The 20014-nt window shown below is 29.3% G+C and carries 20 protein-coding genes; all 20 read left to right on the forward strand.

Annotated elements, in window-relative coordinates; genetic code table 11:
• The first annotated feature begins 3 nt into the window (after positions 1-3).
• The 20 genes from Q4Q39_RS17795 (at position 4) to Q4Q39_RS17890 (ending at position 19981) form a co-directional block, all read left to right on the forward strand.
• On the forward strand, positions 4-1497 hold the full coding sequence (locus Q4Q39_RS17795; protein ID WP_303283921.1) for a GH3 auxin-responsive promoter family protein: 1494 nt from the start codon (positions 4-6) through the stop codon (positions 1495-1497).
• A 38-nt stretch (positions 1498-1535) separates the two neighbouring features.
• Complete coding sequence (locus tag Q4Q39_RS17800) at positions 1536-3224, forward strand: DUF6909 family protein (RefSeq protein ID WP_303283922.1); 1689 nt, start codon at positions 1536-1538, stop codon at positions 3222-3224.
• 11 nt (positions 3225-3235) lie between these two features.
• Positions 3236-4306 carry a hypothetical protein gene (locus Q4Q39_RS17805; protein WP_303283923.1) on the forward strand — a complete coding sequence of 357 codons (1071 nt, stop codon included), beginning with the start codon at positions 3236-3238 and terminating at the stop codon, positions 4304-4306.
• A gap of 3 nt (positions 4307-4309) precedes the next feature.
• Positions 4310-5359, forward strand: a complete 1050-nt coding sequence (gene rfbB, locus Q4Q39_RS17810; protein WP_303283924.1) for a dTDP-glucose 4,6-dehydratase — start codon at positions 4310-4312, stop codon at positions 5357-5359.
• Positions 5356-6222, forward strand: coding sequence for a glucose-1-phosphate thymidylyltransferase RfbA (gene rfbA, locus Q4Q39_RS17815; RefSeq protein ID WP_303283925.1), 867 nt, complete (start codon positions 5356-5358; stop codon positions 6220-6222). Before rfbB ends, rfbA begins: the two co-directional genes overlap by 4 nt.
• A complete protein-coding gene (rfbC, locus tag Q4Q39_RS17820) occupies positions 6222-6767 on the forward strand; it encodes a dTDP-4-dehydrorhamnose 3,5-epimerase (RefSeq protein ID WP_303283926.1) in 546 nt (181 codons plus the stop codon). Before rfbA ends, rfbC begins: the two co-directional genes overlap by 1 nt.
• Entirely contained in the window at positions 6764-7618 is an 855-nt protein-coding gene (gene rfbD, locus Q4Q39_RS17825) for a dTDP-4-dehydrorhamnose reductase (protein WP_303283927.1), read from the forward strand. Before rfbC ends, rfbD begins: the two co-directional genes overlap by 4 nt.
• Positions 7619-7630: 12 nt before the next feature.
• On the forward strand, positions 7631-8170 hold the full coding sequence (locus tag Q4Q39_RS17830; protein ID WP_303283928.1) for a hypothetical protein: 540 nt from the start codon (positions 7631-7633) through the stop codon (positions 8168-8170).
• Positions 8163-9710 carry an aldolase catalytic domain-containing protein gene (locus Q4Q39_RS17835; RefSeq protein WP_303283929.1) on the forward strand — a complete coding sequence of 516 codons (1548 nt, stop codon included), beginning with the start codon at positions 8163-8165 and terminating at the stop codon, positions 9708-9710. Before Q4Q39_RS17830 ends, Q4Q39_RS17835 begins: the two co-directional genes overlap by 8 nt.
• Positions 9711-9722: 12 nt before the next feature.
• Positions 9723-9962, forward strand: coding sequence for an HpcH/HpaI aldolase family protein (locus Q4Q39_RS17840; protein ID WP_303283930.1), 240 nt, complete (start codon positions 9723-9725; stop codon positions 9960-9962).
• A 99-nt stretch (positions 9963-10061) separates the two neighbouring features.
• Entirely contained in the window at positions 10062-10769 is a 708-nt protein-coding gene (locus Q4Q39_RS17845; RefSeq protein ID WP_303283931.1) for an acylneuraminate cytidylyltransferase family protein, read from the forward strand.
• Positions 10769-11389: an HAD family hydrolase gene (locus Q4Q39_RS17850; protein ID WP_303283932.1), complete on the forward strand. Its 621-nt coding sequence runs from the start codon at positions 10769-10771 to the stop codon at positions 11387-11389. The genes Q4Q39_RS17845 and Q4Q39_RS17850 overlap by 1 nt, the downstream gene beginning before the upstream one ends.
• A gap of 248 nt (positions 11390-11637) precedes the next feature.
• Positions 11638-12822, forward strand: a complete 1185-nt coding sequence (locus Q4Q39_RS17855) for an oligosaccharide flippase family protein (RefSeq protein WP_303283933.1) — start codon at positions 11638-11640, stop codon at positions 12820-12822.
• Entirely contained in the window at positions 12819-13838 is a 1020-nt protein-coding gene (locus Q4Q39_RS17860) for a polysialyltransferase family glycosyltransferase (protein ID WP_303283934.1), read from the forward strand. Before Q4Q39_RS17855 ends, Q4Q39_RS17860 begins: the two co-directional genes overlap by 4 nt.
• Complete coding sequence (locus Q4Q39_RS17865) at positions 13828-14970, forward strand: O-antigen ligase family protein (protein ID WP_303283935.1); 1143 nt, start codon at positions 13828-13830, stop codon at positions 14968-14970. Before Q4Q39_RS17860 ends, Q4Q39_RS17865 begins: the two co-directional genes overlap by 11 nt.
• Positions 14948-16213, forward strand: a complete 1266-nt coding sequence (locus Q4Q39_RS17870; RefSeq protein ID WP_303283936.1) for an O-antigen ligase family protein — start codon at positions 14948-14950, stop codon at positions 16211-16213. Before Q4Q39_RS17865 ends, Q4Q39_RS17870 begins: the two co-directional genes overlap by 23 nt.
• A gap of 7 nt (positions 16214-16220) precedes the next feature.
• Positions 16221-17267 (forward strand): glycosyltransferase, encoded by a 1047-nt coding sequence (locus tag Q4Q39_RS17875; protein ID WP_303283937.1) that lies wholly within the window; start codon positions 16221-16223, stop codon positions 17265-17267.
• Complete coding sequence (locus Q4Q39_RS17880; protein ID WP_303283938.1) at positions 17245-18021, forward strand: 2OG-Fe(II) oxygenase; 777 nt, start codon at positions 17245-17247, stop codon at positions 18019-18021. Before Q4Q39_RS17875 ends, Q4Q39_RS17880 begins: the two co-directional genes overlap by 23 nt.
• Before the next feature lie 12 nt (positions 18022-18033).
• The gene (locus Q4Q39_RS17885; protein WP_303283939.1) at positions 18034-18792 is read left to right on the forward strand and encodes a glycosyltransferase; all 759 of its coding nucleotides are present in this window, start codon (positions 18034-18036) and stop codon (positions 18790-18792) included.
• Positions 18793-19468: 676 nt separating this feature from the next.
• Positions 19469-19981, forward strand: coding sequence for a hypothetical protein (locus tag Q4Q39_RS17890; RefSeq protein ID WP_303283940.1), 513 nt, complete (start codon positions 19469-19471; stop codon positions 19979-19981).
• Positions 19982-20014: the final 33 nt, after the last annotated feature.

Below are 20014 nucleotides of genomic sequence, written 5' to 3' on the forward strand. Positions count from 1 at the left end.
TAGATGATATCATTAAAATCAGTTCTTGCAAAACCATTTGCAAAACGTATTTATAAAAGTATTCAAAAATGGGCTAAGAATCCTGTTGAGACACAAGGCAAAGTGTTTCAAAGCTTAATTTCAAAAGCCGCAGGTACTGTGTTCGGAAAAGACCACGACTTCGTAAGCATAAATTCTCATGAAGATTTCGTGAAAAGAGTTCCAATTCGAGATTATGAAGCCCTTAAACCGTATGTGGAAAAAGTAGTCGCTGGAGAAGAAGATATTCTTTGGAAAGGGAAACCCGTTTATTTTGCAAAAACATCAGGAACTACATCAGGGTCTAAATACATCCCCATTACTAAAGAAAGCATGCCAGCCCATGTTGAGGCAGCTCGGAATGCTATTTTAATGTACATTTATGAAACAGGGAACAGTAGGTTTGTAGATGGAAAAATGATTTTCCTTCAAGGAAGTCCAATTCTAAATGAACAAAACGGCATTCAATTGGGAAGACTTTCTGGTATTGTGGCACATTACGTTCCCAAATATCTTCAAAAAAACAGACTTCCTTCATGGGAAACAAATTGTATTGAAGATTGGGAAACAAAAGTAGATGCCATTGTTGAAGAAACATTGCCAGAGAATATGACCATTATTTCTGGTATTCCTTCCTGGGTGCAAATGTATTTTGAAAAACTTCAACAAAAAACAGGTAAAAAAGTTGGAGATATTTTTAAAAATTTCAATCTATTTATTTTTGGAGGTGTTAATTATGAGCCTTATAGAGCTAAGTTTGAAAATTTAATAGGAAGAAGAGTTGATAGCATAGAATTATACCCAGCAAGTGAAGGTTTTTTTGCATTTCAAGATACCCAAAAAGAAAAAGGCATGTTACTTCAATTGAATTCTGGAATCTTTTATGAGTTTGTTAAAGCAGATGAATTCTTTAATGAAAACCCTAAAAGAATTACGATTAAAGATGTTGAAATTGGTGTGAATTATGTGTTGATCATTTCCACCAACGCAGGACTTTGGGCATATAATATTGGAGACACGGTTGAATTTACTTCAATAAAACCGTATAGAGTTATTGTTTCTGGGCGTATAAAACACTTTATTTCGGCTTTTGGTGAGCATGTAATAGGTAAAGAAGTGGAACAAGCGATGCAAGAAGCGCTTCAAGATTCAAATATTAGCGTATCAGAATTTACGGTAGCCCCTCAAATAAACCCCAAAGAAGGGTTGCCATATCATGAATGGTTTATAGAATTTGAAAATGAACCTGAAAATGTTTCTGAATTAGCTAAGAAAATTGATGAATCACTTCAAAAGCAAAACTCGTATTATTTCGATTTAATAGAAGGTAAAGTATTGCAACCCCTTAAAATAGCTAAGGTTGAAAGAGGAGGCTTTCAAGATTACATGAAATCTATTGGAAAGTTGGGGGGACAAAATAAATTACCGAGGTTGTCAAATGATAGAAAAATAGTTGAACGATTTCCTCGTAAGAATTAAACCAAATAATACTATCTTTGGAGCGATAAAAAAGACTAATGAGTAGTAAAAAACATCATTCTAGAACGAGAGCTCAAGAAAGCTCGAATGCCATCGAGAGGATGTATATTACCATGCGTCATTTATTTAATAGAGGATTCTATAAACCTATGGGGATTTCGGGTGAAACTTTACGGCAATCTTTGTTGCTTTTACGTCCGGAGATATATGGCTCCATTGGAGAAGAAAAAGCCGAATTAGAAGGATTGCTTTATGTAATAGATAGACTTCCTGCTGGAATTGAAGAATGTACATTTATTAATTTAACAAGTGATGAAGGCTATGGGAATTCACATTTTAAGCCTATCATTCCGGAAAAAAGACGGCGTAATTGCTATAGAATAGATGTTGAACAAATGAATATCGAGATTACTCGAGGACGATCGGAAATCTACGATATTTTAACACACCTTACCTTTCTTTTTATTGAATCTCATAAAATAAGTAATCGTGTTTTAATTAATGAACAGGGAGCAACGACAAGGGATTGGATAAAACTAGAAAAAGCAGTTTTATCAAAAAAGAAATTAACTCAGGATGAGCGCGAAGTTGCTATCACACATGCAGCTAATATTTTAGGTAGAACTTTTAACGAATTAATAAGTGTTTATGGTGAGTTTGCAACTGCTTCGCAACCAGAAAGGCTACTTCATATTGTATATTGGTTAGGTAAGTTAGCAATAGAAGAACAAATACATAATAATAAAAGAACCGTAACTTTTAGTCCAGTTCTAAGAGAACGAATAGGGCATCATATACACGGAGAGATTTGGGCAGATAACATAAAGGCGACTTTATTAAAAAATGATTTATTAGAAAGACCTATACATATAATAAGTGCCAATATGCATAGCGTTATGAATACGCTTTTTGTGTCTAATGTATTAAAATCAACAAAGCCTAAAAAAGATGTTTTCGAAGTATATGAATCTTTAAGTAAAAAAGAAAATGAAGCACTTCGAAATAAAATAAATAAAGAAGCGTTACAGCGAGGGATGATTTATATTAAAGACGCATCTGGAGCTAACATTGATGTTCAAATTTTTGACACTAGTAAAATAGACATTTCTAAAACAGATATTGACATTAGTGAAAAAGTATTAAAAGAAGATAAACCTGTTATATTAGTAATGGATTATGCTTTCGGAGAACAAGCCTATGAGACTATTGATGAATTGTTGAAGCCATATAAAAATAATGACAAGAACACGCATTTAAATGTGGAATCGGTGTCAATTATGGGTAAAGCAGGAATTTTAGAAGGAGACAAAGGAGATATTATGATACCTTCGGCACATATTTTTGAGGGTACAGCAGATAATTATCCTTTTGAAAATGAACTTAAAAAAGAAGATTTACAAGGTCAAGGAGTTGATATTTATGAAGGATCTATGATTACTGTTTTAGGGACTTCATTACAAAATAAAGATATTTTGAAATTCTTTTATAACTCAACCTGGCAAGTAATAGGATTAGAAATGGAAGGTGCGCATTATCAAAAAGCGATACAAGCAGCTTCAAAAGTAAGAAGTAGTATTAGTTCCGATGTAAAAGTAAGATATGCTTATTATGCGAGTGATAATCCTTTAGAAACAGGGGCAACACTTGCTTCAGGGGGTTTAGGAACTTCGGGAGTAAGACCTACATATTTAATAACAAGAACAATATTGAAACAAATACTTAATTAATAGATATAATTATGAGTAAAGATTTGCCACAACCGCAGCAATCTGAAGAAGTCGATTTAGGGCAGCTTTTTAAGCTAATAGGGAATGCTTTTAACAACTTTTTCCGTTTTATAGGGAGTCTTTTTAATAAGCTTTTTTTAGCATTTGTCTGGTTGGTGTTTTTTGTAAAGAAGCATATTCTAAAACTAGTAATTGCTGGTGTTATAGGTATTGTTTTAGGGATAGTCCTAGAAAAAACATCAGAGCCTGTTTATAAGTCTTCTATTACATTAAAACAGAACTATGATACCGGAGAGAATTTATATAACACGATTGGTTATTATAATGATTTATTAAAGCAAGGAGATTTAAGTGCTTTAGAAAGTGTTTTAGGTATTAGAACAGTAGAAGCGGAGTCTATTTTAAATTTTGAAATAGAATCAGTTATTAGTGAGAATGAAAAACTTCAAGAGTTTGATGCTTATCTTAAAACACTTGATACATCATTAGTGAAAAACGTAGAATATAAAACTTTTTTAAAAAATTCAAAAGACCATAATCATCAATATCAAGAAATAACAATAAAAGCTAAAGAACGGAATAATTTTAAAACGGTTTTTGATAAAATTATAGATAATATTAATTCGAATTCTTATTTTAAACGAGAGCATGAAAAAGATTTAAAAGAACTAAGAGAACAAGCTCTTGCGATTTCTAAATCATTAATTAAATCGGACACTTTATTAGCTGTTTATCAAAAGGCGATTGTGAAATCTGCTGAAAATAATAACGATTTTCAGGCGCAAATCACAATAGAAAGAGGTAATAAAAGTTCAACCAAAGAATTCGATCTTTATACCAAAGATTTGCAATTAAGAAAAGAGTTAGTTGAAATTGAAAGAGAGATAGCCGATAAGGAACATATCATTGAAATCACATCTAGTAAACAAGATAGTGGAACAATAGATAACAGTAAAGATTTTTTGGGTAAATCGGTTAGTCCTAAAATATATTACGTGATTATTTTAATGGGGCTTACTTTTATAACATTACTTTGTTTAAGAGCTGTTAAATTTTTAGAACGTTATAAAGATAAAATATAGTATATGACTATTTTAATAACTGGAGGTGCAGGATTCATTGGTTCTCATGTTGTAAGATTATTTGTAGAGAAATATCCTAATTACAATATCTTTAATTTAGACGCACTTACTTATGCAGGGAATCTTGAAAACCTAAGTGATATTGAAAATAAATCAAATTATTCGTTTGTAAAAGGAGATATTACCAATGGTGATTTCATAAATGAGTTGTTTGAGACACATAAATTTGATGCGGTTATACATTTAGCGGCAGAATCTCATGTTGATAGATCTATTAAAGATCCGCTAGCCTTTGTTAAAACAAATGTTATTGGAACAATGATTCTTTTAAATGCTTTTAAAAATATTTGGAAAGAGAACTATGTTAATAAGTTGTTTTATCATATTAGTACAGACGAGGTCTATGGTACTTTAGGAGAAAAAGGGCTATTTACTGAAACTACCGCATACGATCCAAATTCACCATACTCTGCTTCAAAAGCAAGCTCAGATCATTTTGTAAGAGCTTATGGAGAAACTTATAATATACCTTATGTAATCACGAATTGTTCAAATAATTATGGGGAAAATCAATTTCCCGAAAAGTTAATTCCTCTTTTCATAAATAATATTATAAATAACAAGCCATTACCTGTTTATGGTGATGGAAATTACACGAGGGATTGGCTTTATGTAAAAGATCATGCTGTAGCAATCGATTTAGTTTTTCATAAAGGAAAAAATAAAGAAACATATAATATAGGCGGATTCAATGAGTGGAAAAACATAGATCTGGTTAAACTACTATGTAGACAAATGGATGGCAAATTAAATGTTTCACAAGGAACATCAGAAAAATTGATAACCTATGTAAAAGATCGTCCAGGTCATGATTTAAGATATGCTATAGATGCAAATAAAATTAAAAATGAATTAGGCTGGAAACCATCAGTAACCTTTGAAGAAGGGTTAGATAAGACTATAGATTGGTATCTTAATAATGAAAATTGGTTACATAGTGTTACTAGCGGAGATTATAAGTTGTATAACGAAAAACAATATAATATTAAATGAAGGGAATCATATTGGCAGGAGGCTCAGGAACTCGGCTGCATCCATTAACACTATCAATAAGTAAGCAATTAATGCCTATTTACGATAAGCCAATGATTTATTATCCATTGTCTACGCTGATGTATGCGGGAATAAATGAAATATTAATCATATCAACCCCTAAAGATTTACCATTATTTCAAGATTTATTAGGAGATGGAAAAAAGTATGGTTGTAAGTTTGAATTCGCCGTTCAAGAAGCTCCTAATGGGTTAGCGGAAGCATTTATTATAGGAGAAGGTTTTATAGGGAGTGATAAAGTAGCATTGATTTTAGGCGATAATATTTTTTATGGTACGGGATTAGCCAAACTTTTACAGGCGAACAATAATCCAGATGGAGGAGTTATTTATGCTTATAGAGTTCATGACCCAGAACGTTATGGCGTGGTAGAGTTTAATGAATATGGACAAGCTATATCCATTGAAGAAAAACCTAAACAACCCAAATCTAATTTTGCAGTTCCAGGTATCTATTTTTATGACAATTCTGTGATAAAAATTGCCAAAAATATGAAGCCTAGTTATAGAGGCGAACTTGAAATTACAGACGTTAATAAAGAATATTTAAAACAAGAGAAACTTAATGTTAGTATTTTAGATAGAGGCACTGCATGGTTAGATACTGGTACTTTTCAATCTTTAATGCAAGCATCTCAGTTTGTTGAAGTTATTGAAGAACGACAAGGTTTGAAAATTGGAGCTATTGAGGGTGCAGCATTCGAAATGGGCTATATTAACGAGGAACAATTTAAGGACTTAGCACAACCACTATTAAAAAGTGGTTATGGTAAAAATTTGTTAGGATTACTTAGAAATAAATAATGAGAGTAAAAGAAACTAAACTAAAGGGGTGCTTTGCTCTTGAACCTAAAGTTTTTGAAGATAATAGAGGTTATTTTTTTGAAAGTTTTAATCAGAATAACTTTAACAAATTAATTGGACAAAACATTAGTTTTATTCAAGATAATGAATCCTTTTCTTCAAAAGGCGTACTAAGAGGTTTACATTATCAGAGAGGGGAGTTTGCACAGGCAAAATTAGTTAGAGTTATTAAAGGAAAAGTGCTAGATATAGCTTTAGATATTAGAAAAGACTCTGAAACTTTTGGTCAATATGTGTCTCTAGAGTTATCAGAAGAAAATAAAAATCAATTATTCATTCCCAGAGGTTTTGCTCATGGGTTCATTGTTTTAAGTGACACTGCTATTTTTTCATATAAATGTGATAATTTTTATAATAAGGAAGCGGAAGCTGGAATTATTTTTAATGATAAGAATTTGAATATAGATTGGCAGTTAAATGAATCAGATTTTATTGTTTCAGAAAAAGATTTAATATTACCAAAACTTGAAAAAGCAATATTATGATTAAGGTTTTGGTAACAGGAGCTAATGGGCAATTAGGAAAATGTATCCAAGATGTCGCAAAAGAACATAACGGATTATCATTTGTTTTTACTGATTATCTAGAATTAGATATCTGCAATGAGAAGGCAGTGAATGATTTTTTTCAAGCAAATGAACCATTACATTATTGCATCAATTGCGCAGCTTACACAGCTGTAGATAAGGCAGAAGAAGAAAAGGAAAAGGCTTATAAAATAAATGTATTAGGAGCTAAACATTTAGCATTAGCATGTAAAATGTATAACACTACATTAATTCAGGTCTCAACTGATTTTGTATTTAATGGTTTATCTTCTAAACCTTATATTGAAAAAGACGAAGCTGATCCCATAAGTGTATATGGAGAAACGAAATTGCAAGGAGAATTGGCAATAATAAATATCTTAAAAGAGCATTTTATAATAAGAACCTCATGGCTATATTCAGAACATGGGAATAATTTTATGAAAACCATGTTGTATTTAGCAGAAACGAGAAACAAGTTAAGTATTATAAATGATCAAATTGGAACACCTACCTATGCAAAGGATTTAGCATTAGTAATACTAAACCTTATTTCCAACAAGAGTAACTATTTTGGTCTTTACCATTATAGCAATGAAGGTATGGCAAGTTGGTATGACTTTGCTAAAGCTATCTTTGAAATTACAAAAACGACTATAGAAACGCATCCTGTTAGTACTAGTGAATATTTTACACCCGCTAAGCGTCCAGCTTATAGCGTAATGGATAAGAGTAAAATAAAATCTGTTTTGGAAATTGAGATTTCTAATTGGAGGGACAGTTTAATAAACTGTTTAAAATTAATATAAAGTTAGAATGCTGTGAGAAAATTATTATTTTTGAACTGTATTTTGCTTATAACCAATTGTAAAAATAAAGGTGAAGAAGGAAAAAACAATATAACTGGTTCTATAATGAATGACTATATGACAGTTATTATTAAAGCTAAGGTCATAGAAGATGATAAGTTTCAATTATATTTTTCTGAAAAAATAATCCGTCAATATCACCCAGATGACATCGTAGAGATTAATATAAAAGGACGAGATGACTGTCAAAATATTGTATTTAACTTGCCTAAGGGCATTCACCCAATAAAAATTAGATTAGATGTAGGTGTGAAAAAGATTGAAACCCCCATTTGGATTGAGGAAATTAGTTTTTCTAATGGAGCAAAACATTTTTCTTTTAAAGGAGCTCAGTTGTCAAAATATTTTAGACCTAACAAGTATTTAGAGCAAAAAACATCTTCAAATACTTATGAAAGAAAAGCTATTGAAGGTGTTTATGATCCTTTTTTAATTAGTATTAATGTAGATAATATTGTAAATAATCTTTTTAATGAAAGCTCAAATGAATAACGTTAAACTTTTAGACTGTACACTTAGGGATGGGGGATATTATACAAACTGGGATTTTGATAAAGCATTAGTAACCGAATATTGTAAAGCAATGGAGGCCTTACCTATAAACTATGTAGAAGTAGGATACCGAAGCATTCCATTGGATGGATATTTAGGTGAGTATTTTTATTGCCCTGAGTATGTAATGAAGTTTTTGAAGATGTTAATGCCTTCAAAAAAACTAGTTATTATTCTAGATGAGAAAAATATAAGGGAAGAACATATAGATGCTTTATTAAAACCATGTATTCCATATATTTCAATGGTACGTATGGCTATTGATCCAAAAAATTTTAAGCAAGCAATTACTTTAGCTAAAAAAGTAAAAAAGATGGGATTTGAAGTAGCATTCAATGTAATGTATATGTCTCGTTGGAAAGAGGATACTTCTTTTTTAGATTTGTTGGATGGTATAGATGATGTTATAGATTACTTTTACATGGTAGATTCTTTTGGTGGAGTTTTGCCTAATGATATAATAGAGGTATTATCTTTGGTTAAATCTAAAACTAATGTGCCAATAGGCTTTCATGGACACAATAACTTGGAAATGGCATTAATTAATACTCTTACTGCTATGGATCATGGCTGTAGTTTAGTTGATGCTACAATTACTGGAATGGGTAGAGGTGCGGGCAATTTAAAAACAGAATTATTGTTAACATATTTAGAAAGCATCAATGCTTTTCATGTATCATTTACTGAATTAAGTAGCCTTGTCACAGAATTTGAAAAATTAAAGAAGCATTATGAATGGGGAACGAACTTACCTTATATGGTATCTGGTATTTTATCACAACCTCAAAAAGATGTAATGTCGTGGATTTCAAAGCAAACTTACCCAATCAGTAGCATTATTACTGCCTTACGAAATAAAAGTGGTAGCATCATGGACAATAAAAAATTAGCTAATTTTGACTTTTCTATAACTTGTTTTAAAAATGTTTTAATAATAGGAGGAGGGGAAAGTGCTGTACACCACAAAAATGCGATTAAACAGTTTATAAAATCGTATAAAGATACTTGTGTAATTCACGCAAGCACAAAGAATGCCGGTTATTACAAGGGTCTAGATATTCCACAATTTTTTTGTTTGGTAGGGAGTGAAGGATATAGAATGCAAAAAATATTCAATAGTGACTTAATCAATCAATCCTATACTTGCATTTTGCCTCCATATCCAAGAAAGATGGGGACTTTTATTCCTAAAGAAGTAATAGAAAGTTCATACGAATTAGAAAGCGTTAATTTTACTGACAAATATAAAGACTCGTATTTTGCATTAGCGCTTCAAATATCTTTAGAGTTTAAAGCTGCGAATATATATTTGGCTGGCTATGATGGGTATGGAGAAAATTTAGGCACTAAAGAATTAGAGCTTTCAGTTGAAAATCAATATCTAATAGATAAATTTGAGCAAATGAACTTAAACTTAATTGCCATTACTGATACTAGATATAGTTTAAAAAAGCGATCTATTTACTCTTATCTAAAATAAAGCTTTTAGAATATGAGACATGAATTAATAACTAATTTCAAAAGAAAACTTAATCATAATATATTTGGGATTTTTTTAAAAACATTGGATAGTTCTGTTGTTGAAATTGCTGGTTATGCAGGATTTGATTTTATTATTTTGCATAACGAACACGGGAATGCCTCATATGAAACAATCGAGAGTCATATAAGAGCAGCTGAACTTTCAGGAATAACACCAATTGTGAGAGTGCCTGCGATTCGATTGAGATAGCAATAAAGTGGAAAAAGTTAGGTATCAATTATATATCATATTCTGTAGATTATGGTATTTTAATGGAAGCCCTTAAAAGTAAAATAAAAAAAATTAAACATGAGTAATAAATTCACAGCAATTATCCCTGTAAGAGCAGGCAGTCGTAGACTTAAAAACAAAAATATAGCCCCATTTGGAGGAACAAACTTGTTATTGTATAAAATAATGCAATTAAAAAATGTAAAATCCATAGATAGAATCGTTGTATCTTCAGACTCTGATATGATGTTGGATTTTGCAAAAGAAGTAGGTGTGGAAACCCATAAAAGAGCACCTGAGTACTGCGATGAAAAAACTAAATCTTTTGGAGAAGTAGTTGCTCATATTGCCGAATCGGTTAAAGGGGAAAATATTGTTTGGGCAACTTGCACAAGCCCTTTGGTTTTTCCTAAGATGTACGAAGAAGGGATAGAGCTTTATAAAAAAGAGGTTTTAGAAGAAAACAAGTATGATTCACTTATAAGTGTAGAATCTTTTAAAAGATATTTATGGGATGAAAATGGACCTATGAATTATGAATTAGGTGTTAAGCATGTACCTTCTCAAGAGTTACCTGTTTATTATTTTGTAACAGATGGAATATTAATTGCTCCTAGGGAGAAGATGGTAAAATGGAATTATTTTCATGGGGTTAATCCATATAAAATGGAATTAAACAAGAGGGCATGTGTAGACATTGATGATTTTCTTGACTTAGCTGTTGCTAGAGCTTGGATTGATTTAGATGAGTCAGTAACTCATGATAATGTTTATTTTACAAAATAATGAATACTATACTCTGGGATTTTGATGGCGTTATTCTTGATTCCATGGCAATAAGAGATTGGGGATTTAGAAAGATTTTTAATAGCTTTACTAATGAGGAAGTTGATCGGTTAATAACATTTCATAGCAATAATGGTGGGCTTTCTCGTTATGTGAAAATTAGATATTTTTATGAGGAGATTTTAGGAATGTCTATTACTGAGGAAGAGGTTTTACTATATGCTAATGAGTTTTCGAAACTCATGAGAAAAGAGCTTGTAAATCCAGAAAACTTAATTCAGGATTCGGTAGATTTTATTAAACAAAATTTCAATAAGTATTGTTTTCATATCGTTTCTGGTTCAGATCAAGAAGAATTACGATTTTTATGTAAAGAGCTAGGTATTGATTCATATTTTATCTCTATCCATGGTTCTCCAACTCCCAAAAAACAACTAGTGTCAATGCTTTTAGAAAAACAGAGTTATAACAAAAGCCAAACTTGTCTCATAGGAGATTCAATAAATGATTACGAGGCAGCCGAATTTAACAATATTACTTTTTATGGTTATAATAATTTCGAATTGAAAAAATTAAAGCATAAATACATAGATAATTTTATAAGTTTAGAAGGTATTTAGTTTTGAAAACACAATTTAAATATAGTTTCAGTAATCTAATTAAACTTTTTGAAACACTTACCTTAAATATTGGTCTTGCAAGAATAATCTTAGATTTGTCAACATTTGGAAAGTTACAGCAGTTTTTTGTAATTGTAACTTTTTTGGTCACAGTTTCCTCAGCTTTTCCGACCTCTCTTAACTTTTTTATTGGAAAACATGTCACAAATGTCATGAGAAATACTCTGTTTAAAAGGTTTTTCTTTTCAATGATTGCATTTGCATTTATGTCTAGTATTGTTATAGCTGTCTTAGACAACCAATTTCTCAAATGGTTTCAAAATGATTATTTTACAAAATTCAATAGCTATTTTGTTGTTATTTTGTTTTTTAAAGTCATTAATGCTTTTTTCTCTAATTACTATCTTTTTATAAATAAGCTTAATTTTCTAAATGGTGTAAGTGCTAGCTTTCTATTTCTTTATTTGTTTGGGTTTGTTTACTGTGGGTTTAATAACTTAAACGTAAATTATGTTTTATCATTTTTTATGATATATGAAGTTCTGAAGTTTACACTATTGTTTATACCATTTGTAAAAACATTAAAAAACATTAAAGTAAGTGAAAATCTTATTGTTAATAAGCAAGAGTTCAAATTTATTATACCAACAATGTTCTTGGTTTTGGCAGGCATATTAAATATGCAGATAGATAAATATATGATATCATCTATGGAGTCTCCTGAAGTTTTTGCACTATATCAGGTGGGAGCATTTAATATTCCATTTATAGGTGTAATAACTACCTCTTTTTTTACTATAGCGACTCCCAAAATAGCTCTATTGCTTGATCAAAACAAAATCTTAGAAACTTTAAAATTAACAAATCAAACCATAAAGCAAATAACATTATTATTGTTACCCATAATTGTTTTTTGCTTTTTCTTTTCAACAGAAATTATAGTGCTACTTTTTGGGAATAAGTTTGAGTATTCTGGAGAAATTTTTCGAATATACACATTACGGTTTTTATTGTCAGTTTTTCCTTTTAGTATTTATATGGGGGTTATAGGGCTAAAGAATTTCGCTTCAGTTCATGTTATTGCGAGTGGTATAGTTAACGTGGTTTGTAACTTGATACTCATTCCCAGAATCGGAGTAATGGGGGCTGTTATTGCAACATTGATAGCAAGTTATATTACTGTGCTAATCCCTATAGGTTTTATAAACAAAAGACTGTCAACTAGCTTTTTTACTTATTTTCCAATGGTGTACCTATTAAAAGTATTGATTTACTCGATACTTATTATATTACCATTATATCTAGTTTATAACGGTGGCTATTTTGTACAACATAATTTTTACATAGTTCCTATGGCTATGTTTTACTATGTGGTAACTATATTTGTGATGAAACAATCTTTATTGATCAATTTTATTAAACGAAAATTATGAAGAATATCTTTTATATACATAGTCATATTACATATTTTGTTGCTAAAGGTGTTATAAAGTATTTAGGCTTTAACCCAGATTCTTTGATATATATAATTTCTCGATCGTATCAGAATGATGCATTATCCAAATCAAAGTGTATAGACTTTACCTTAATTCACAATGAATTAGATTCTTTTGGCGTTTTAAATTTTAATAAAAAATTACCACTAATTAAAGATGTTGATAATGTTTTAAAGAATGTATTGAAAGATGAAGAATTTAGGGTTTTTTTGCCACACGTATTTCACCCAATAATGCAAATAATAGGAACCAATACTAATTGTAAAGAATTACATATTATAGAAGAGGGAGTAAATGCTTACTCAAACTATTTTATGCATTTTAAAGAGAAAAGTATTGTTAAGGGTGTCGTTAAGCGAATATTGAATTTATTGCCGTTTGTAGGTAAGGGAAGAATCTTCTTTATAAAAAATTTTGATCTTAGAAAGTTTAAGAAAAGTATAAATCCTATTTTTTACACAGTTACATCAAAAGGGTTTGAAGGTCTGCCTTATGAGATCGTTAGAGTAGAAATGATTTCTGAAAAGGTCGCTCAATACACTTTAAAAAGTAATCACGTTTTGGTTCTGGAAGGCGCTGTTGAACAAGGAAATTTGAACCTAAAGCCGTTTTTAGAAGGGATCAAGGTTATTCTAAACGATATTAAAAGTGATCGAATAGCAGTTAAATTTCATCCAGCTCAAAATTCTAAAAACAAAGACAAAATATTAAGAATTATAGTTGATCAAAATAAAGAAGTAGAGGTTATTCCTGATAATATTGCGTTCGAGCAAATAATTTTGAATAATCCAAACCTTACTGTTTATGGCTTTGCAACATCTCTATTGTTCTATGCAAAAGAGTTTGGATGCAAAGTGAAGTATTACGAACATCAGTTATTAAAAGATAATCTTTTTAAAGAATTTCGTAGCAAGAATGATTTTAATCTAAGCGCATTGTTAAATGAGTCTTAAAATTAATAAAAGCACATTGCTCCTTTTGCTACTATGTCTGTTTATTGGAATGTCTGTAGTAGCAACAAATATAGGATCTAGTTTGAGGTACATTAAATATACTATTCCAATATTTTTCTCTTTATTTTTACTAATAAATTATAAAAAGATTAAAGTTTATAGAGTTCCTATAAAGAACCTTCAACTTTTTTTGGTGCTTATAATTATCAACTTTATTTATTCTCTTTTTACTTTTAACCTTTCTATAAGATTTATAGAAGAATCGGTTTTAATATTAATTCCGATTTTAGCAGTAATAGTATCTACATCTATAATAAAAACACCCATACACAATATATTAGATTATTTATTTGTTGTATACGGTATTGTCTTTTTTGTTGGCAATAGTCAGTTTTTTTTCAACCCAAATATTGTTAACGAGTTTATTGATGCTTTAAGAACCTCTACTATGCCTACTGAATCGTGGATGGCATTTCCATTTGGTTTATTTTCGTTGCATTATATTTTGCAGAGAAGAAAATTAAGAGCATTTATTGCTCTTTTATTCTTTGTACTCGCCTTTAAAAGAATTTCGATTCTTGCGGCTTGTTTAGCGCTTCTAATTTTTTGGTTTTTTTATAAATATCGAAAGAAAACATTTAATCCAAATAGAGCATTTGTTTGGTTTATTGTTTTAAATAGTGCTTTGTTAATTATTATATATAATTTTATTCAAGGTAACTTTGACGCAGCTATAAAAGATATAACGGGTTTAAGCCCAAATCATTTTACACAAGGAAGATTAAGAATTTATACAGATAGTGTTAATCATTTTGATGATAATTTACTTTTCGGCAATTCACTAGGTTCAACAAATCTGTTTTTAAAAGAAAACTTTCCAAATATTCATTTCCTTCATTCAGATATTTTGAAAATAATTTTGGAATTAGGAATTGTATCTTATTTAATATGGCTAATTACTTTCTTTAAAATAAATTTGGTAAGTGCTAAGGCTGTTCCAATATTAATCTTTATGAATATTCTCTTTTTGTCAGATAATGTTTTTATATATTTCGACACATTATTTATTTTTTATTTAATGATTGTATTATATCATAATAATAATTTAGATGAAAGGAGAGAAAGTATTTAATGCTATTGTTGAAGCTTTTTTTATTGGCATGGCAATTACAATTCCATTTTGGATGCTATTCAATAACATTGTTGTTATTTTAGGATTATCAACTAGTATAATTTACTTTTTTAAGTTCAAAAAAGATAAGAGAATCTGGCAGTCTATTTATACAGCGTACATATTTCTTTATGCTTTAATGATAATTGCACTTTTATATACTGCTAATTTGAAAATAGGATTTCAAAAACTTGAGCAACGTTTACTTTTTATAGTTTTACCTTTGATTTGTTTTTCTTTTACTAAATACATAAACAGTAGTTTGATTAAAAAAATATTGAAATGGTTTGTCTATTCTATACTGGTCGCAGTTTTTATTATTTTAATAGTAGCCACAAAGAAAACATTGTATTTTGGATCGTTAAACCCTTTTAATGAAATAAATGGGAATTTCTTCTCATATATAGAATTTACCAATGTACTTGATGAAATACATCCCATATATTTTGGAACTTATGTTTTGTTTTCAATATTTATTCTTGGAAATGATTATTTTGAAAATGATGAGATTATTAAATTGAAACCAGTGTTAAGGCTATTATGTATTCTACTTTTTACCATAATTTCATTTTTGCTTAATTCTTTTCTTTTAACAGCTTTGACCCTAATTGTTCTCGTATACTTTTCAATATTACTTATACGCCTAAAAAAAATTCATTCAATAATGAAGGGGATAGTAGTATTATTGTTTTTGGCATCAATGATTTTCTCTTCTTTTTTTATTTATAACAAGTTTAAGGGGTTAGATTTGAAGAATGATTTAGTGAACAGGGATTTTTCAGGAACTCAATTTACAGCTGTTAAAGCAAGAATGGCGAAGCTATATTGCTCTGTCGATTTAATATTAGATAATTTTTGGATTGGTGTAGCCCCAGGTGATGAGAAAGAGGAATTATTAAGATGCTATCATCGTAATAACTTCAGACATGGTGTTGAAAGGAATTTTAATTCGCATAACCAATACCTTACAGAGTTTATTTATACAGGAGTATTCGGGTTTATTGGTTTAATAGTTTTATTTTTGATCATTTTTAGGAGAGGGCTCTTAGAAGGGAATAATTATTTGATTGCAATTGGAATCATTTTTTTTGTTTTTAGCTTAACTGAGTCAGCATTAGTTAGAAATAAAGGAATTGTTTTTTTTGTTTTTTTTTCATGCTTTTTGTTCCATTTAAAGAAAGAAAAGAGTTTATCAAAGCCTTAAACGTTATATGAATAAGTTATTTGTTGTTTTTCCAATTTCAGGCCCAAACAATGGTGTTAAGATTATATCTAACCATATCATTGAAAAATTAAGAGATAAAGGAGTTAATTTAGAATTAATCGATTTAGCCCAAGCTAGAGAATTTAGTAATTTTGGAAGGTTTGAGTTTTCTAAGGTAATACAATCTTTTAAAATATTATTGAAGATATTGAGTATTCCCAGAAAATCATTTGTATACATTAATTTTACAGCAAAAGGTTTTGCATACTATAGAGATTTATTTTTTATTATTACTAGTAAATTTTTATCACATAAAATTACACTTCATATACATGAAAATGGACATGAAAATAGGAGTTCAACATTTCTAAAGAAACTCTTGAAAAATATCAATGTTGTAGTAATAAATAAAAGGCAATTACGGAATTTGAGTTATTTAAATAATATTTATTTATTAGATAATTCTTTACCAGATTACAATACAAATAACAGCACAGACACTAAACAGCAAAAACTGTTGTTTTTTTCTAATTTATCGATTTTAAAAGGAATTGACTTTCTGTGTGACTTTTGTGATTTAATGTATAAAGAAATGAAAACCCCCTATAAATTAACTATATGTGGAGGTGTTTTAGATGCTTATACGGAGCAAAGGTTGAATTGTCTTTTGAAAAAATATAATTTTATTGAATATTTGGGTGCTATAGAAAGTGTAGAAGAGAAAAAGAAAATCTTTCAAAAACATTCATTACTTTTGTTTACTAGTGAAGAGAATTCTGAAGTGTATCCCTTGGTTTACATAGAAGCTCTTATGTTTGGCTTGGGAATCATTACAACAAAACAGGTCGTTAGTCAAAAAGTCGTAAGAAACGGGAATGGGCTTATAATAAGTGAAATCAATAAAGAAGTGTTTTCTGATATAAATAGTTTGCTGTCTACAAATGTAGATGAGAAATCTAGACAATTATATTTGAAAGGCTATTCTTTTGAAGATTTTATTTCTAATTTATATAAAATAATATTTAGAGAGGATGATAAATTTCGAACAAATTGAAAAAAACAAAGAACAGTTGAGGTTGAATTATTTAACAGCCAACCCATTTCCCTATTTAATAATTGATAACTTCTGTGATGAAGATAAATTAACTCAACTTTATGACGCTATTCCTGATTTAGAGAATAAGAGTAAGGACTATATGTTTGCTAATAATAAGTTTGAGAAGTCAAATTATAAGGTTTTAGGTAATGTGTTCGATGAATTATATGAGGATTTGAAATCTGAAAGGATGAATAGTTTCTTATCTTTTATTTCTTCCGAAAAAGTATTTGTAGATCCAGAAAATCATGGAGGAGGTATACATCAAGGTAAAAAGAATAGCTTCTTAGACATGCATTTAGATTTTAATTATCATCCATTATATAAAAATTGGTTTAGGAATATGAACTTGCTCTTATATATAAATAAAGATTGGAAAGAGGAATATAAAGGGCATCTTGATATAGAGGATTTAAGAACTGGTGATAAAGAGAAATTAGGAGTGCCTTTTAATAGGTTAATTATTCAGCAGACTCGAGGGTATACCTTACATGGATATGCAATGACAAATTTCCCTGAAGGACAATATCGAACTTCAATTGCAACATATGCTTACACAGAACATGTTAATTTAATCGAAAAACCAAGAACAACAGATTGGTTTCCAGATGAAGAATCATCTGCTTTAAAAAAGATTGTGGCAGCAAATTATAACAATCTTGTTCAGGTAAAAAATAAATTGTTTGGAAGTGGTACAGCAAAAAATAAATAAATATTAGCTTTAATGAATTCAACCATATCTGTATTAGTTGTTACTCACAATCATTCAGAGTATATTCATAAACTGATTAATTCTCTAGTTCGCTTTAAAATTACAAATGTTTTTTTTTGTGATGCTTGTTCTTCTGATGGCACTTTAGAAATTTTACAAAAAAGCCCATATAAAGCTAATGTTTTAGCGAAAAAAAAATTAGAAGGCTTTTCTAAAAACAATAACGATTTAATAAGGCACTTTAATATTGATACCAAATATTATTTATTGCTAAATCCAGACACTTTTTTTGACTCAGATTTTATAAGTATATTATATAATAAGATGGAGTTGGATGCCTCTATTGGTATAATTACTCCAGTATTAAAATACCCAGATGGTAGATTGCAAATAACATGGAAAAAGTTTCCAGGTTTCTTTACTGTATTAAAAAAAAGGTTGGGACTATTAAAAGCTATTAATGAAAAGACAATGGCGGGTCCAGATATTGATTGGTGTTTAGGAGCGTGTATGCTAATAAGTAACGTGTTAATGAAAAACAATAACATGTTATTGGATGAAAGATATCGTTTGTATTGTGAGGATATAGATATTTGTTTTGAGGCGCACGATAAGGGACTTAAAGTTATAGGAGATTCAGATACTTCAGTTTTTCATCATTTAAATGAAACTAGTGCAAAAAATATTTTTAGTAAATATAATTTATGGAATATTAGTAGCATTTTTAAGTTTTTGATTAAGTGGAATATTAACTATGTTAAAAAAGTGTGATTTTTATAACGTAACTTATTATGTGCCTGCATTAATTTTAGTGATTTTTTTTGTAAGTGAGTTTATAAGTAAGATTTTAAAATTTAATGGGGGTGACTTTAACCGGGTTTCAGGTTTAGTAAAACTAGTTTTTGAAATTTTAATTTTAGTATATGTTTTTAAAAGGAAAAAGAAAAACTGGAGAATTCTTATAAGTGTTTGTTTAACTTTTTTTGTAGTATATTTTCTTGGTCATTTTTTTCTCTTTCCTCGATTTTCTTTAAATGAGTTTATTGTAAACATTTACTCGTTAAATGGATACTTATTTGTTTTCATACTGTTTTATGCTTTAAAACCTCAGAATTTAGATGATCAAAAAGTTTTATATTTTCAATTAAGATTAGTCGATAAAATTTTAAAACTTATTTTCATAACCAACTCTATTGCGATTCTTTTTGGGTGTGTTTTTTCAATTGATATTTTTCAAACGTACCCTGGTACAAATGGAAGGTTTGGATATAATGGTATGTTTTTACATGCTAGCCATTCAAGCTATGTTTACTGTATTTATATTCTTTACTTTTACAATGAGTATCTTAAAAATAAGATAAAAGAGAATTCACTTTTTTTGATAGTGTCTATAATCATGTCTTTTATTGTTGCTACTAAAACGATTTTCTTGTTCAATTTTCTTTTTTTGTCACATATTTTATACAAAAGATTTTCTTTAAAGATATTTTTAACCATTTTTAGTTTTGTAAGTGGTATTATCTTTATTTCAAGAGTGTTTATAGTAGAAATATTTAAAAGCAAATTTGATATATTGTATCAAATTTATAAAGAAGAAGGGTTAATAACTATGATTTTTTCTACTAGGAATCAATCTATACCAAATGATTTAATTCCTTATATAAGGGAGAAATGGACTTGGGTTAATTTCCTTTTTGGCGGATCGAACTTCCATATAGCACGTACTGAGATAGAAATAATCGATTTGTTTTGGTTTTTTGGTTTATTAGGTGGTGCTATTTACATTTATTTGATTCATGGAATTCTTATAAGAACTTTTACAGAAAATATTGAGCTAAGAATTCCAATGTTATTTTTAGGCTTATGTGCTGTTTTTGCTGGAAGTTTTTTCACTAACGCTCCTGTTATTCCATATTTTGTTGTTTTAGTTTTTCAACTAAAATTTACTTTTAATAGATAGGTGAAATGAGAAAAGTTTTAAACATATTTCTTT

This window comes from Flavivirga amylovorans (genome assembly GCF_030540875.1).
In the GTDB taxonomy this organism is placed as follows: domain Bacteria; phylum Bacteroidota; class Bacteroidia; order Flavobacteriales; family Flavobacteriaceae; genus Flavivirga; species Flavivirga amylovorans.

Bases quoted from the DNA above. Each gene is read 5' to 3' on its own strand.
- Q4Q39_RS17795 (WP_303283921.1), top strand. From the start codon at position 4: ATGATATCATTAAAATCAGTTCTTGCAAAACCATTTGCAAAACGTATT.
- Q4Q39_RS17800 (WP_303283922.1), top strand. From the start codon at position 1,536: ATGAGTAGTAAAAAACATCATTCTAGAACGAGAGCTCAAGAAAGCTCG.
- Q4Q39_RS17805 (WP_303283923.1), top strand. From the start codon at position 3,236: ATGAGTAAAGATTTGCCACAACCGCAGCAATCTGAAGAAGTCGATTTA.
- rfbB (WP_303283924.1), top strand. From the start codon at position 4,310: ATGACTATTTTAATAACTGGAGGTGCAGGATTCATTGGTTCTCATGTT.
- rfbA (WP_303283925.1), top strand. From the start codon at position 5,356: ATGAAGGGAATCATATTGGCAGGAGGCTCAGGAACTCGGCTGCATCCA.
- rfbC (WP_303283926.1), top strand. From the start codon at position 6,222: ATGAGAGTAAAAGAAACTAAACTAAAGGGGTGCTTTGCTCTTGAACCT.
- rfbD (WP_303283927.1), top strand. From the start codon at position 6,764: ATGATTAAGGTTTTGGTAACAGGAGCTAATGGGCAATTAGGAAAATGT.
- Q4Q39_RS17835 (WP_303283929.1), top strand. From the start codon at position 8,163: ATGAATAACGTTAAACTTTTAGACTGTACACTTAGGGATGGGGGATAT.
- Q4Q39_RS17840 (WP_303283930.1), top strand. From the start codon at position 9,723: ATGAGACATGAATTAATAACTAATTTCAAAAGAAAACTTAATCATAAT.
- Q4Q39_RS17845 (WP_303283931.1), top strand. From the start codon at position 10,062: ATGAGTAATAAATTCACAGCAATTATCCCTGTAAGAGCAGGCAGTCGT.
- Q4Q39_RS17850 (WP_303283932.1), top strand. From the start codon at position 10,769: ATGAATACTATACTCTGGGATTTTGATGGCGTTATTCTTGATTCCATG.
- Q4Q39_RS17855 (WP_303283933.1), top strand. From the start codon at position 11,638: ATGATTGCATTTGCATTTATGTCTAGTATTGTTATAGCTGTCTTAGAC.
- Q4Q39_RS17860 (WP_303283934.1), top strand. From the start codon at position 12,819: ATGAAGAATATCTTTTATATACATAGTCATATTACATATTTTGTTGCT.
- Q4Q39_RS17865 (WP_303283935.1), top strand. From the start codon at position 13,828: ATGAGTCTTAAAATTAATAAAAGCACATTGCTCCTTTTGCTACTATGT.
- Q4Q39_RS17870 (WP_303283936.1), top strand. From the start codon at position 14,948: ATGAAAGGAGAGAAAGTATTTAATGCTATTGTTGAAGCTTTTTTTATT.
- Q4Q39_RS17875 (WP_303283937.1), top strand. From the start codon at position 16,221: ATGAATAAGTTATTTGTTGTTTTTCCAATTTCAGGCCCAAACAATGGT.
- Q4Q39_RS17880 (WP_303283938.1), top strand. From the start codon at position 17,245: ATGATAAATTTCGAACAAATTGAAAAAAACAAAGAACAGTTGAGGTTG.
- Q4Q39_RS17885 (WP_303283939.1), top strand. From the start codon at position 18,034: ATGAATTCAACCATATCTGTATTAGTTGTTACTCACAATCATTCAGAG.